The sequence below is a fragment of the Chryseobacterium sp. Marseille-Q3244 genome, assembly GCF_940807095.1.
Lineage (GTDB): Bacteria > Bacteroidota > Bacteroidia > Flavobacteriales > Weeksellaceae > Chryseobacterium.
This window is the reverse complement of record NZ_CALNWX010000027.1, coordinates 14294-27688: the sequence shown is the minus strand read 5'-3', so window position 1 is coordinate 27688 and position 13395 is coordinate 14294. Positions and strand designations below refer to the sequence as shown.

16 protein-coding genes are annotated in these 13395 nt (G+C 35.7%); 1 reads left to right on the top strand and 15 read right to left on the bottom strand.

All coding sequences use genetic code 11. The features are described 5' to 3' along the window. The first annotated feature begins 5 nt into the window (after positions 1-5). Complete coding sequence (locus NBX25_RS24270; RefSeq protein WP_502799813.1) at positions 6-1697, top strand: C45 family autoproteolytic acyltransferase/hydrolase; 1692 nt, start codon at positions 6-8, stop codon at positions 1695-1697. A 32-nt stretch (positions 1698-1729) separates the two neighbouring features. Here NBX25_RS24270 and NBX25_RS24265 read toward each other — a convergent pair whose 3' ends face one another. The 15 genes from NBX25_RS24265 to NBX25_RS24195 form a co-directional block, all read right to left on the bottom strand. Continuing rightward, entirely contained in the window at positions 1730-2902 is a 1173-nt protein-coding gene (locus NBX25_RS24265; RefSeq protein ID WP_250255785.1) for a DUF2062 domain-containing protein, read from the bottom strand. A 4-nt stretch (positions 2903-2906) separates the two neighbouring features. After that, positions 2907-3383 carry a hypothetical protein gene (locus NBX25_RS24260; RefSeq protein WP_250255784.1) on the bottom strand — a complete coding sequence of 159 codons (477 nt, stop codon included), beginning with the start codon at positions 3381-3383 and terminating at the stop codon, positions 2907-2909. Then, positions 3380-3760 (bottom strand): ApeI family dehydratase, encoded by a 381-nt coding sequence (locus tag NBX25_RS24255; protein WP_250255783.1) that lies wholly within the window; start codon positions 3758-3760, stop codon positions 3380-3382. Before NBX25_RS24255 ends, NBX25_RS24260 begins: the two co-directional genes overlap by 4 nt. A gap of 4 nt (positions 3761-3764) precedes the next feature. After that, entirely contained in the window at positions 3765-4364 is a 600-nt protein-coding gene (locus tag NBX25_RS24250; protein WP_250255782.1) for an outer membrane beta-barrel protein, read from the bottom strand. Positions 4365-4371: 7 nt separating this feature from the next. Further along, positions 4372-5007, bottom strand: a complete 636-nt coding sequence (gene lolB2 / locus NBX25_RS24245) for a flexirubin biosynthesis protein LolB2 (protein ID WP_250255781.1) — start codon at positions 5005-5007, stop codon at positions 4372-4374. Continuing rightward, positions 4973-5599: a flexirubin biosynthesis/transport protein LolA2 gene (gene lolA2 / locus NBX25_RS24240; RefSeq protein ID WP_123858119.1), complete on the bottom strand. Its 627-nt coding sequence runs from the start codon at positions 5597-5599 to the stop codon at positions 4973-4975. Before lolA2 ends, lolB2 begins: the two co-directional genes overlap by 35 nt. After that, complete coding sequence (locus tag NBX25_RS24235; protein ID WP_250255780.1) at positions 5592-6347, bottom strand: polysaccharide deacetylase family protein; 756 nt, start codon at positions 6345-6347, stop codon at positions 5592-5594. The genes lolA2 and NBX25_RS24235 overlap by 8 nt, the downstream gene beginning before the upstream one ends. Before the next feature lie 162 nt (positions 6348-6509). Further along, entirely contained in the window at positions 6510-7571 is a 1062-nt protein-coding gene (locus NBX25_RS24230; RefSeq protein ID WP_250255779.1) for a beta-ketoacyl synthase N-terminal-like domain-containing protein, read from the bottom strand. Beyond that, positions 7568-8767 (bottom strand): beta-ketoacyl-[acyl-carrier-protein] synthase family protein, encoded by a 1200-nt coding sequence (locus NBX25_RS24225; RefSeq protein ID WP_250255778.1) that lies wholly within the window; start codon positions 8765-8767, stop codon positions 7568-7570. The genes NBX25_RS24230 and NBX25_RS24225 overlap by 4 nt, the downstream gene beginning before the upstream one ends. An 84-nt stretch (positions 8768-8851) precedes the next feature. Continuing rightward, complete coding sequence (locus NBX25_RS24220; protein ID WP_034692439.1) at positions 8852-9109, bottom strand: phosphopantetheine-binding protein; 258 nt, start codon at positions 9107-9109, stop codon at positions 8852-8854. Positions 9110-9196: 87 nt separating this feature from the next. After that, positions 9197-9739: a 3-oxoacyl-ACP synthase gene (locus NBX25_RS24215; RefSeq protein ID WP_410493974.1), complete on the bottom strand. Its 543-nt coding sequence runs from the start codon at positions 9737-9739 to the stop codon at positions 9197-9199. 7 nt (positions 9740-9746) lie between these two features. Then, positions 9747-10889 (bottom strand): beta-ketoacyl synthase N-terminal-like domain-containing protein, encoded by a 1143-nt coding sequence (locus NBX25_RS24210; protein WP_250255777.1) that lies wholly within the window; start codon positions 10887-10889, stop codon positions 9747-9749. Further along, positions 10886-11314, bottom strand: coding sequence for an acyl-CoA thioesterase (locus NBX25_RS24205; protein WP_123858114.1), 429 nt, complete (start codon positions 11312-11314; stop codon positions 10886-10888). The genes NBX25_RS24210 and NBX25_RS24205 overlap by 4 nt, the downstream gene beginning before the upstream one ends. A gap of 67 nt (positions 11315-11381) precedes the next feature. Beyond that, positions 11382-12650 (bottom strand): ABC transporter permease, encoded by a 1269-nt coding sequence (locus tag NBX25_RS24200; RefSeq protein ID WP_250255776.1) that lies wholly within the window; start codon positions 12648-12650, stop codon positions 11382-11384. Continuing rightward, positions 12637-13395: an ABC transporter ATP-binding protein gene (locus NBX25_RS24195; protein WP_123909797.1), complete on the bottom strand. Its 759-nt coding sequence runs from the start codon at positions 13393-13395 to the stop codon at positions 12637-12639. Before NBX25_RS24195 ends, NBX25_RS24200 begins: the two co-directional genes overlap by 14 nt.

The following is a 13395-nucleotide window of genomic DNA, read 5'->3' as shown; positions in this document are numbered from 1 at the left end:
CAATCGTGAAAAAAACTAATATCCAACATCTGTCATATAAAAGGGTTCTTATCTCCTTCCTTTTTTTCTTTCTCCTGAGCTCTTGTGGAGTATCAAAATCTATTCATCACCTTCCTGATGTCAAACAATATGCATTGGAAATTCCGAAGGTTACCAGGATCAATGACAGTACCTTTAGCTATAATCAAAATGTTCTCACCAAAAATAAACAACAGCTTTGGGAGCTTTATATTAAAGGAAACCCATTGCAATTAGGGTATAACAACGGAGCGTTAACTCAGGATCTGATGCAGAAGCAGGAGGAAATTTTCTTCTCCAAAGTAGAAGGCTTTGTTCCTTCAAAATTTAAGCAGAAACTTTTAAATACCTTCTTAAAGTGGTACAATCGTAAAATGTATCTCAATGTAAGAGAAGATTATCAGGCAGAATTGTATGGGTTGTCACAATATTCATCTGATCGGTATGATTTTATTGCACCAAGATATCTGAGAAATCTGTATCTGCATGGAGCTCATGATATTGGGCATGCGATGCAGGATCTTGCAATGGTAGGTTGTACTTCTCTGGCGGTCTGGAACGAGAATACGGAAGATGGGAATATGCTTATCGGAAGAAATTTCGATTTTTACGTAGGAGACGAGTTTGCCCAAAATAAGCTGGTTGAATTTGTAGAACCGGAAGACGGATTTCCTTATATGTCAGTAAGCTGGCCGGGAATGATCGGTGTAGTTTCCGGAATGAATAAAGAGGGAATAACCGTAACGATCAATGCTGGAAAATCAAGGATTCCTCTGACGGCGAAAACACCTATTTCTCTGGTGACTAGAGAAATCCTGCAATATGCTAAAAACATAGATGAAGCGATTGCTATTGCTAAAAAAAGACATGTATTTGTTTCAGAATCCATTTTAGTAGGAAGTGCTCATGATAAAAATGCAATAATTATTGAAGTCTCACCGAAAAACTTCGGAGTATATAGAGTTCAAAACACAAGTAAAGTGCTTTGCACCAATCATTTTCAGTCTGATACTTATAAAGAGGATACTAAAAATAAAAGGCAGATTGAAGAGAGCCACTCGGCATACCGTTATGAAAAATTACAGGAACTTTTACAGGAAGAAAAACAGTTGAATCCGGAAAAAATAGCTGCTATTTTAAGAAACCGTTCCGGTTTAACAGATAAAAGCATAGGTTATGGAAATGAGAAAGCTTTAAATCAACTTTTAGCTCATCATGCTGTTATATTTTCACCTGAAAAGAAACTGGCTTGGGTATCATCCAATCCCTATCAGTTAGGAGAATTTGTGTGCTATGATCTCAATGAAATATTTTCAGGCAAAACGTTACAGCCCGATAAATTCTCAAAGTCACAATTGAATATTCCGCGAGATCCTTTTGTAGATTCTGAAGAATTTGAAAGTTATGAATTGTATAGAATGCTGAGTAAAGAAATAATTGAGGCTACAGAAAAGAAGAATATGGAATTAACGGATGATTTTATTCCTTCTTATGAGTCTTTAAATCCGGATTTCTGGAAAGGATATTTTTTGAGTGGAAAATATTATTATCACAAAAAAGAATATTCAAAAGCAAAAATAGAATTTGAAAAGGCTCTTACTAAAGAAATAACGACTGTTCCGGATCAGAAAATGATTGAAAAATATCTTAATAAAACCAATAAAAAAATCAGTAAATAGCCCCGGAATATTTTCGGGGCTTTTCTTTTAAGCTAATTATTCTCAGGATTCAATTTATTCAGGAAAAGAAAAGTACTTATTCCGGCGATAGCAGATAGTGTGGTGCTCAGGATAAAGCTTCCAATCACATATTGAAGCAAATTATTTTTAATCAAATCAAAATTAAGATCCTGGCTAAGGAAATTACTGTCTCCATCAACAAAAGGAGCACCCAGAAATAAAGAGGCGGCAATAATAAAAGGAATAAAGGGCGGAAGGCTCACATTTGAAGCTACAAATGCCAGCACTTTATTCAGTTTAAAAAGGACAGATAAGCTGATCACAAGTAAAGTCTGAAATCCCCAGAAAGGAGAAAGTCCGATAAAAACTCCAAGTGCAATGGAAAAAGCTTTGGTACGGTTAGTTCCGTCGCTTTCCAGTACATCTTCTTTTATGAACCTTTTAAAGCTTTTTTTTTTGAAATTATTCACGAAGTTCCTCGGAATAATGTAGAATAGGGTGATGGTTACCAAAATAGTATTCAGAATACTGATTCTGGTAAAATCTTTAAACGGTCTGAAGTGAGAAACACGTTCTGCAGGATCATATAAGACTTTTATCGGAACATTTTTTACCGGAACATGTCTCCAGGCAGTTCTTACAATGATCTCAATTTCAAATTCAAACTTAGGGGTAAAATATTTTTTTGGAATTTTATGCAAAGGATAGAGTCTATACCCGGATTGCGTGTCTTCCAGTTTAATTCCGGTTTCAAACCAAAACCAGAAGTTAGAAAACCTATTTCCGAAACTGCTTTTCTTTGGAATGCCATCCTGAGACATATTTCTGTTTCCAATCAAAATAACCTCTTCATCTTCCTGAAGAAGAGCCTCTACAAATACAGGAATATCATCCGGATAATGCTGCCCATCAGAATCTATAGTGATGGCATGGTTATAACCTAATTCTTTTGCCTTTCTGAAGCCTGTTTTAAGCCCGTTTCCCTTTCCTTTGTTCTCAGGTAAGGAGATTATTGTGACCTGAGGATATTGGCTCAGAATCTGAGGGGTAGAATCGGTAGAACCGTCATTCACGACAATAATACTTTCGGTGTAATCCAGAACACCGTCAATGACCCTTTTTAAGGTCTTTTCATTATTGTAGGTAGGTATTAAAACGCAGATTTTCCTTTCAGAAATTGCATTCTGTACTTCAGCAAGGGACATGTTTTTATTTTAAATTGGCTCTTTCCGCCTCGGTCATGGTTTTAGACTGCATTGCAAACCTTTTGATATAGTTTTTTAAAGCGGTATTCTGCTTACTGTAATTATTCAAAAGAAATGCTTTGTCATCTTTTAAGCTTCCTCTGTATCCTACAATTTTAGGAATGTTTTCCTGAACGCTTAATCTGATCAGACGAAGTTCTGCATTATTGGGATTGCTTTTGATGACTCCTTCAAGGTTGGTAGCTCCTGTCTTTACAAGAGCTTTTCTATTTCCTTTAGAGACTTTGGCTTCCATAATTTTGGCTGCCGCTTTATAGCCTAAAGTTACCGGATCAGAACCAGATTGTTTTTCTGCAATTTCAATAAAACTGGATGTATTCGTGCTGGAATCATTTGCCTTGGCATAGCTGTTTCTCAGTGCTTCAAGATCAGACTGAAAGAAAAATAAAAATGCCGCTACGAAGGATAAAATAAGTTTCATGACATTAATTTTTTATAGTTTACAGACAATTTCAATGCAATAGTCTCGCCAAAAGAGGTTACATTTTTTACTTTAACATCTTCATCATCTTCCGTAATATCCAGCTGAAGTTTCAGATCAGGAGTTTCAAAAGGATTAATGATCGCCATAAACTTTACATTGGAGGCTGTTTTTAAAAATAATTTTGAACCTGTAAATTCTTCGGTCAGTTCTTTAATGATCTGCATCATACAAACTCCCGGAGTTACAGGGTTTCCTGGAAAATGTCCCTTAAAAATATCATGATCCTTATTTAAATGGATATGAGCGATAAAACTTCCGTTGTCTGCCTTTTCGTATGATGTAAGTGTATAAAAATCTGTAAGAATGGTTTGCATGATCTTATTTTTTAAGATTAAATGTGTAATAAACACCAAGCTGGAATGTTACATTGGTATGGTCATTATTAATGTGTACAAAACCTTTTTTAATTCGGGCTTCTACACCAATATTTTTAGTAATATCATAACCCGTACCGAATAATAATCCAAGATCAGCTTCTGTAGGAGAGTCAATATCCTTATGATCAGTCAACAATTCCAAAGTTGGGCCAAAATGAATATTAAATTTATCAAAATAAAATTTATTCACTACAGCTGCTCCTACATATGATAAAGTGACTGTTTTAGAAGCTACGGTTGGGCTTTGGCTCTCAAATTTTGCTCCCTGGCGTGTATAATAAATTTCCGGCTGGAGAGCATAGAATTTAGCAAACCGGATGTTTGCCTGGAAGCCTACATAAAAATCAACCTTTGATTTGATATCATAAACATTACTTCCATAATGATATCCTTGGTTGTCATTGTAATAAAAATAATCATATGCAGGTCCGTTAGAAACGTGCGAAATATTAGCTCCTAATCTGATTCCCGGATTGAAAGTTACTTGTGCAAAAGACAAAGTTGATAGTAATGCAAAAAACAGGAAATATATTTTCTTCATGTGTAATTTATTCAGTTTCGGTTATTTGAAATAGTTTTATATTGATCTTAAAATCCTTATGTTGTAAGTTTAAGCTGTCTGCGAAGATATGCTTTTTTGCATCAAAAGTAAAATCGATTTTCTCCCTATTATTTTTCGTGTAAATGATCTGTTTCAGCAAATTATTTTCTTTGTTGAAGAACAGATAATAGCTTTTATTATTAATCTTAGAGAGAAAGATTTTAGCATTTTCATTTTCAAAACTTTCATTCACCGGATATTGTCTCTTTAACAGCTGTTGGAAATCATTTTTCAAGAAATTAATGACAATTTTCTTATCCAGATCAGGAAGTACATAATTGAGTTTAAAATCGTTATCTGAGATTTCAAAATCAATCAGTTTATTCCCAAAATCCGAAGTTAATGCAACACGATGTGTTGTTTCATTCAATTTTTTGACAATTAGAATACCACTTACATGATTTTTATAAATATCCATCTGACATTTGTAGACATAATCTTCAGCTGACGAAAAGTAAAGATTTTCAACAGTTTTTTCCGTTGATGGTACCGGTTTTATATCAGTAAGCTTATAGGTCTTACAAGAAATAGCCGATATCAGAATAAGGCTATAAAGTAAATTCTGACGCAGGAATCGAAGCATTGATCTTGGTATTTTTAAAAACAATATTGGTAGTATCCCCGGACGCTTCGGTCATATTCACTTGGGAAACCGTAGACTGGTTTTTAGGGAAATAAAGTTCAATCTGCTTAATATATTTGAGCAGCTGAGAAGTCTTCGGAACAAACTTCGCCACATTGTAATTCCCGTTTTTGAAATACGTTACTGTAAATTCCGGATCATTGAACATGGTTCCGTTTGAACTTCCAACAATCAGTTTGTTGATCTTTTCAAAAGTTTTACTCTTAGCATCTACAGATGATTTTTTCCCCTGATCATTGATGTAGATCTTATTGCTTTTAAAAACAATGCTGTACTGATAAGGCTTGGTGTATTTCCAGCTTAGCATATTGGGCGTCTGTAGAGACATTTTTCCGTAAGTAACAATGCTTTTATCCAGAAAATCCATTTTTTTAGTCTGGGTAAAATCACTCTGCAAAGTTTTAATTTCCTTGGTGTCTGCTGAAACTTTCGATACGAATGCTTTAGCCTCTGCTCCTGACATTGCCGTGTTTTGGGCAAAAAAGAAACCGGAAATTAATAAAAATGCTCCAAAAGCAATATTTTTAATCATTTTTTCTTGAATTTGTAATGGAATCAACGGTAAAGGTTGAATACTTTTTATCCGCCAAAAATACTAATAAATCTGTCAGCACACGATACGTTTTTTCTGAGGTGTCGTGAAGAAGAATAATGCTTCCTTTTCTAAGACCTTTAGTTATTCTTTTATAGATTTTCTTTTCATCATCAGTAATGGTGTCCAGAGAACGGACGTTCCAGCCGATGCTGATTTTATGAGTTCGCTGTATCGCTTTGGCAATGCTCGGATTGGTAACTCCGAAAGGAGGCCTGTATAAATCTGTTCGCAGGTTCCCAATATTTCTCATAACTTCATCACAGTTTTCAATCTCTGCAATCATTTTTGAAGTCGATAAAAAGCCGGTTGAATTGGAATGGGATAAAGTATGATTTCCAATGGCATGTCCTTCATTAATAATTCTCTGAAATGTTTCAGGATATTTTTCAATCTGTTTTCCAATACAGAAAAAAGTTGCCTTTATTTCATGTTCTTTAAGTAAGTCTAAAAACTTAGGAGTGAATTCAGTAGGACCATCATCAAAAGTGAGGGCAACTTCCTTAATTTTTGTTCTTTTATGAGTAATACTGTTGACAAAATATCCCAGTTCAATAGCAAAGGATCCCCAAACCACTACGGCAGAAAAGGCTAGGAAACATGCAATATACACCCAAAAACTTCCCTGAAACGCATAGATAAAAACGTTACAGAAGAGATAAAATAGGATGAATGAATAATGTTTCATGATGTACTATTTTTGAGTTCGTGATTGACGATTCCTAACTACATTCGTACTGTCATTCAGGATGTTACCTATATCTACGAAAGGAATCCGAAATACAAAAGTATAGATTCTTCCTTCGTCAGAATGACAGAACAACAATTATGTTGTAGGGTAGTATCTTAATTATGCTCTTTCCAGCAATACCAAACTATGATCGCTGCCTGCGAGATGATTGTAAAGAAGTACATTTTTCACTTCTTCTTTTCTCTCTGAGTTAATCATCATTATTTCCGGAATTTGCTGTTCTTTAAGGATATGACAAGCCATAAACGTGGAAAAACCACTCGCCGTATTGAATTCCCCACTCAGGTGTTTGTAATACAATAAGGCAGAATCTGGAAACAAGTCCATAGCTTTTTTGTAATAAAGATCAGAGTCTGCATCACCACTGAACCCTAAAATTACAGCATCAATATCTTGTGCTGAAAGATGATTCTTTGTTAAAAAATCCTGTATAAAAACTGTTGTCTCTTGCAGTTCCACTCTATTACTGATTTTAATATCAGTCAGTTTTGCATAGGAATTTTCTGTTTTATCTTTTCCAATAACAAAAAAGCTTGCTCCTTCTCCCCAGATAACACCATGGGTAGTAGAATGCAGATAATCCACAGGAAAATCTGATTCTTTTTTAATTGTATTATTCAGACAGTAAAGTTCCATTGTTCTGTCAGTTTGCTCATCAGTAGATCCAACCAGAACATTTTCAGCTTCACCGTCATTGATCTGAAGTTGTGCATCCAAAAATGAAAACTCCAGTGATGAAGAGGTGTTAACGTAGGTAAAGTTGTAGGCATGGCACTGTAATCCCAGCGCAATCTGACCAGCCACGGTATTATGAGTGGATTGGATAAAAAATGTAGGGGTTAAAAACTCCTCATGATTATCAATTACGTTTTTCAGAAACTTTTCAGAATCCTGTGAACATCCCATACCGGTTCCTACAATAATAGCATCCGGTTGTTCAATTCCGGCTTCTTTTAAAGCGTAATGTGATGCTACAGAGCTCATTTTTACAGTTTTGGACATTCTCCTGATCATAGCTGGAGGAATGAACTCTTTGTAATTAGGTTCTATGGCTTTAACCAGCTTTACCGAATTTTCCGGCTTAAGATTCTGAAGAATATTTTCATTTAAAGTGTCCTGAACTGAGATACAGGATGCACTGTTAATGTATACTGCACTCATGATTTCGAGAAAATTAAGGTTGAACAGTTTCCACCAAATCCAAATGAATTGGAAAGAACATGATGGATATTTTTCTCCTTCAGTTCAGTAACAGGTGTCAGATTAAATTCTTCCATTTTCGTTTTGAAATTCAGGTTCGGGAAGATTACACTGTGCTGCATTGCTAAAATTGAAAATACAGCTTCAATTCCGGCAGCGGCAGCTAATGTATGTCCTGTAAATGCTTTTGTAGAGCTGAATTCAGGGACATTATCTTCTCCAAATATTCTGATCATGGCAATTCCTTCAGATAAATCATTATTAGGAGTTGCTGTTCCATGAACGTTGATATAATCGATGTCTTCTTTTTTCAAGCCTGAAATTTTTAAAGCTTGTTGCATTGCTAAGAATGCGCCTTGTCCGTTTTCTGAAGATGCGGTCTGGTGATGAGCATCATTAGCGTTTCCATATCCGGAAAGATAAGCAAGTACCTGTTTGTTTTCCTTTTTAACAACTTCTTCGGATTCAAGCACTAAGAAAGCGGCTGCTTCACCAAGGTTTAACCCTTTTCTATCATTATCGAAAGGAGTATTGTAAGAATCTGTAAGGATCATTAGGGTATTAAAACCGTTTAATGTAAACTTTGAAAGGGAATCTGTTCCCCCAACGATAACACGATCCAAGACTCCGTTTTTAATAAGTTTGGCTCCCATCATAATGGCATTGGCTGCAGATGAACAAGCTGTACTGATGGTAGAAACCATGCCTTTTATTCCTAAATGATCGGCAATAGCCAATGAAGAATTTCCGGCATCATGAGCGTCAATGTATTTTTGCTTTTCAGGAAAGTCTTCGTAAGAATAGAAGTATTTTTCGGTAATATCCATTCCTCCGACACTGGTGGAGGAGATCAGTCCGGTTCTGTAACTGTTGATGTCTGAGATTCCGGCACTTTCTACAGCTTCTTGCGCAGCAACCATTCCTAATAAAGAAGTTCTTGTTATGTTGTTATCTTCACTAAGCTGAAGTTTCTGTACAAGTTCCTCATTAGATAATTTTATTTCACCAGTTTTAATAGCTCCGGCATGACGGGTTTCAAACATTTGAATATCTGAAATACCATGTTTTCCGGATTGTAATGAAATAAAATTTTCCTCCACATTGTTTCCGATGGAGGAAATGATGCCCATTCCTGTTATGGCAATTTTTTGACTCATTCTATTAAATAATGTAACAATGTATCAATGTAACAGTTTATCAATTATTACTACATTGATACACCGTTAAACTATTATATCAATTTATTTTGTCCTGTTGTCTTCGATGAATTTAGCCATGGTATCGATAGATTGGAAAATTTCCTTTCCTTTTTTAGGATCGGCTAATTTTATTCCGTAATCTTTGTCAAGAAGAACGATTAATTCCAAAGCATCAATAGAATCTAATCCTAATCCACCTCCAAACAAAGGATCTGTATCTTTGATTTCCTCTACAGAAACGTCTTCAAGGTTAAGAACTTCGATAATTTTGTGCTTCAATTCAGTTTTTAAGTTTTCCATAATTTAATTAATTTACCAATGTATCATTGTAACAGTTTACCAATATCTAAAATTGTTACATTTCTACATTGTTATATTGTTACATTTTTACAAGGTTAGCAAATATACAAAAGCTTTGTAATTTTCCTGAAATAATTCAACCCAGCCACATAATACTTTATCCGCTTTTCCGGATTGAAGGATTTGTTCGCTATAATCGGTTAAAAATTTTTCATCAAATTCATCCAAAACAAAAAAGGCATTTTCAGTCTGCATTTTGTGTTTAATACTGATTTCCCCTACACAAATGTTAGGCAGGGTATAAACAAAGACTGCCGGACTGGGAAAGTAGTTTTCCTGAGAATTGATACTTTCCTGATACTTGAAATCAGTATCCAGACTCGATGATTTGTTAGCAAAAATCAGCGCTGTTCTGCTGTGATCTTCCTCTTTTAAAATCATTTCGGCAGCTAGAAAGGCCAATTTACTCAAATGATCCATTTTGTGAAATTTCGGATAGCTGAGTTCTAAAGTTTTATAGGCTTCTTTAGCAAATTCCGGGAATGTATTATTTTCAGTTTCAAAAATAAGGTTTCCATCAACGGTTATTTTTGAATGTTCTATAGTGCAGCTGCTTATTTTCTTCATCATATTCATTTTAGCATTTTTCCAAAACAATCGCCGCATTACACCCACCAAAGCCAGAAGCTGTTTTCAAAATATATTTAATCGTTGCAGTCTGATTTTCTCTGATAATATTCAACGGTTGAGAGACTCCCATTTCTTCAAAATTTTTAGAGGGGATCAAGATATTTTGAAGAGCACTTTCCATAGAAATAATGCTTTCCAGAAGACCGGAAGCACCCAGGCAGTGCCCATAATAGCCCTTCATACTGTTTAAAGGAACGTTTTGAAGATTCATTCTTCCGAAGGCGATACTTTCCATTTCGTCATTGTATAATGTTGCTGTTCCATGAGCAGATATAAAATCAATTTGTTCTGCAGAGACATTCGCTTCTATCATTGCATTTCGGATACTTCCGTATAGACCATCTCCCGTTCTGGAAGGTCCGGAAATGTGGTTGGCATCATTGATGGCTGAATCCCCCAATACTTTAAAACTGAATTTTTCATTCTCGGAAGATTCGGTAGTGATATAAACTGCTGCTGCCGCTTCCCCAATATTGATTCCGTTACGGTTTTTATCATAAGGTTTGCAAGGTTCTGAACCAATAGCCTGAAATGAATTGAAGCCGGAAATTACAAATTCTGTGATTTCATCCCCTGCAATTACAAAAGCATCTTTATATTTCCCTGCCTGAATCATATTCTTAGCTACGGCAATAGCCATTACGCCAGAAACACAAGCATTGGAAACAACAATAGGTTGGGTTTTAAAACCGAAAAAGTCCGCAATCTTTTGTGCTAATTGTGATAGATAAACGCCTTCAGGTAATTCAGTTTGATTTTTTAATAAGCTTATATTTCCTTTTGTTGTAGAAAGAATAAGAGCGGTGTCTTCAGTTATATTATGCTTTTCAACAAGTGGTTTCATGCTTAGCAGGAGCATTTTTTCCAGCCTTGTAAATTCCTGATGGCTATTTTGATCGAAAATTCTACCAAATTCTTCATTCAGTTTTTCAGAATTGATCCCGGAGGCATAAAAAGCATCCTGACTTTCTATAATTTTATGTAAAGCAACTCCAGATTCTCCGGCTAAAAGTGCCCTCCAGTTAGAATCTACATTAAAACCAAGAGGAGTGACGCAATTGTAGTCTGTGATATAAGTTTCCTTCTTCATGATAGTCCCATTTTATCTTTCCAGGCTTGAAAAAATTCCGGGTTGTACAGACATAAACTTCCGTTGCTGTCTAAAAATACCTGAATGGTTTCTCCACTGCATACCAATTTGTCTTCCTGATTGAAAAGCTCATATTTATAAATAAGCTTGGCAGAAACAGAATTAACAAAAGTGGTTACAATTCTGAAGGTTTCTCCATATTTTAAAGGCAGAAAATGTTCGCAGGTGCTTTTTACAATAGGCGTTACATATCCCGCATTCTGAATATCAAGGTAGGTAAGGCCATGCTGGCGTCCGAAGGCTTCTCTTCCATCTTCAAAATAAACGATGTAATGACCATGCCAGACAATTCCCAGCGGGTCTGTCTCGTTGAATCGTACTCTTACTTCTTCAGTACAGGTTAATATATTTTCGTTAGACTGCATGCTTTTCTTCCTGAGTGTTGTTTTTATGGATGTCAGAAACTTCCTGACAATATTAGTAATAAATAGATTAAATATTATGAAGCTTCCTTTCGTAAAAAATAGAAATGGCTACGGTGAAAAAATAAAATAAAAAAAAGAATACAAGCTCTTTGGCAATCCCGCCGATTCCACTGTTTCTTAAAATAATATCATAATATGCGTTCAATCCCCAGTTCATAGGAGAGAACTTGGCTACAGTTTGCATAAATTCAGGCATTAAAAATACCGGAACCCAGATTCCTCCAATTGCGGCTAATACTACCACAGATGTAGCTCCAAAAGGCGCTGATTGTTCCTGAGTGTCTGCAATGGTTCCCAGCAATACTCCAAATCCAATAGCTGCAAGTCCTGCAAATAAGGTTACCGTGACAAGCTGGAACATTTTTCCGGATACATCAAACGCCGGAAGATCCATATAGGGGAAAAGATAGATCCCTACAGCCACCATCAGTAAGAACTGAATAAGACAGATAATAAGATAGGTAAATGTCTTTCCTAAGATATGAACGAAGTAAGGAGTAGGGCTTATTCTCGCTCTTACGCTTGTTCCCTGGCTTTTTTCTTTTACAAGATTGATGGATAAAGGGACTACGATGAAAAAGATAGCAAAAAGCGTCCAGGCAGGGACGTTGTGCTGAACAGAATTCGGTATAACGTCCATTTCTCCTTTTTTAGGAGTGATTTCTTTGAAACTGATGAGGTTTTTATTTTCCTCAAGGTTTTCCGTTGTTCCCAACTGATCCTGGAAAGCTTTATAGATTTTTTTATTCTCGATCTCAAAAACCATTTTGTTCACTGAGTTCATCACTGAGTTTTTGAACCCTGCATTGGTCGCCGGGTCAAAATACAAATGAATCTCTTTGGTTTTCGGAGTTTCTATTTTCGTTTTTGCAGAATCACCTTCCAATCCAAATGAACTTACAATCGCCTGAACTTTTGAATCGATATTGGAATTTAAATCTTTCGTAAGATCTTCAGGGATAACGATAGCCATCTGGTAGTCTCCAGAAAATACCGCATCCTGTGCTGATTTTTCATTGAAATTCGTTAGCAGCTGGAATGTTTTACTGTTTTCCAGTTCGCCTTTTATATTTTTGGAAACCTCGGATTTATCATTGTCAATGAAAATGATTGGAATCTTAGAACCTTCAAGGTTTTTAAAGGTAGAATCCTGAATCAGGGTAATGGTTACAATCAAAAGCAATGGCATGACAAAAATAATGACAATTCCTCCGATATCTCTTTTCAGGAGAAGAATTTCTTTAATAAAACTTCTCCACAGTTTATACAACAACATCTCTTAATTCTTTTCCGGTTAATGAAATGAAAACATCTTCAAGGTTTTCTGCATGGGCAATTTGTGAAACTAGTTCTTCAGGAGTTCCCACGGCATGAATTCTCCCTCTGTCAATAATAGCAATCTTGGTACAGAATTCTTCTGCTTCAGAAAGATGGTGGGAAGTATAGATGATGCATGTTCCGTTTTTATTCAGTTCTAAAAGGAAATCAATGATTACTTTTTTAGACTGTACATCTACTCCCACGGTAGGTTCATCTAAAAATAAAACTTTCGGATTGTGAAGAGTTCCGGCAATGAGGTTGCAACGGCGTTTCATTCCTCCAGAGAACTGTCCTACCTGTTTATTGGCAAATTTTGAAAGTCCCATAATTTCCAGGGAATCGTCAATGGCCTTGGTAAGTTGCTTATGTTTTAAACCATATAAACTTCCGAAAAACATTAAGTTTTCTTTGGCTGTCAGGGTGGGATAAAGAGCATATTCCTGGGGAACAATTCCTGTGATCTGTCTGATCTTAAAACTGTCTTTTTGTGGAGACAGCCCATTGATTGTGAATTGTCCTGAAGTAGGCTTAATTAATCCCGAAAGCATGGAAATCAAAGTGGTTTTCCCTGCTCCGTTGGGTCCAAGAATTCCATAGATCTCATTTTTGTCGATATTCAAAGAGATATCATTCACAGAAAATTCGTCGGAATTTTTGTATTTTTTATATAGATTTTTAATCTCAATCATATTCTCTGCCAT

Coding starts and splice junctions, on each gene's coding strand:
- NBX25_RS24265 (WP_250255785.1), bottom strand. CDS start 2,902: ATGTCCCTTGCTGAAGTACAGAATGCAATTTCTGAAAGGAAAATCTGC.
- NBX25_RS24260 (WP_250255784.1), bottom strand. CDS start 3,383: ATGAAACTTATTTTATCCTTCGTAGCGGCATTTTTATTTTTCTTTCAG.
- NBX25_RS24255 (WP_250255783.1), bottom strand. CDS start 3,760: ATGCAAACCATTCTTACAGATTTTTATACACTTACATCATACGAAAAG.
- NBX25_RS24250 (WP_250255782.1), bottom strand. CDS start 4,364: ATGAAGAAAATATATTTCCTGTTTTTTGCATTACTATCAACTTTGTCT.
- lolB2 (WP_250255781.1), bottom strand. CDS start 5,007: ATGCTTCGATTCCTGCGTCAGAATTTACTTTATAGCCTTATTCTGATA.
- lolA2 (WP_123858119.1), bottom strand. CDS start 5,599: ATGATTAAAAATATTGCTTTTGGAGCATTTTTATTAATTTCCGGTTTC.
- NBX25_RS24235 (WP_250255780.1), bottom strand. CDS start 6,347: ATGAAACATTATTCATTCATCCTATTTTATCTCTTCTGTAACGTTTTT.
- NBX25_RS24230 (WP_250255779.1), bottom strand. CDS start 7,571: ATGAGTGCAGTATACATTAACAGTGCATCCTGTATCTCAGTTCAGGAC.
- NBX25_RS24225 (WP_250255778.1), bottom strand. CDS start 8,767: ATGAGTCAAAAAATTGCCATAACAGGAATGGGCATCATTTCCTCCATC.
- NBX25_RS24220 (WP_034692439.1), bottom strand. CDS start 9,109: ATGGAAAACTTAAAAACTGAATTGAAGCACAAAATTATCGAAGTTCTT.
- NBX25_RS24215 (WP_410493974.1), bottom strand. CDS start 9,739: ATGATGAAGAAAATAAGCAGCTGCACTATAGAACATTCAAAAATAACC.
- NBX25_RS24210 (WP_250255777.1), bottom strand. CDS start 10,889: ATGAAGAAGGAAACTTATATCACAGACTACAATTGCGTCACTCCTCTT.
- NBX25_RS24205 (WP_123858114.1), bottom strand. CDS start 11,314: ATGCAGTCTAACGAAAATATATTAACCTGTACTGAAGAAGTAAGAGTA.
- NBX25_RS24200 (WP_250255776.1), bottom strand. CDS start 12,650: ATGTTGTTGTATAAACTGTGGAGAAGTTTTATTAAAGAAATTCTTCTC.
- NBX25_RS24195 (WP_123909797.1), bottom strand. CDS start 13,395: ATGGCAGAGAATATGATTGAGATTAAAAATCTATATAAAAAATACAAA.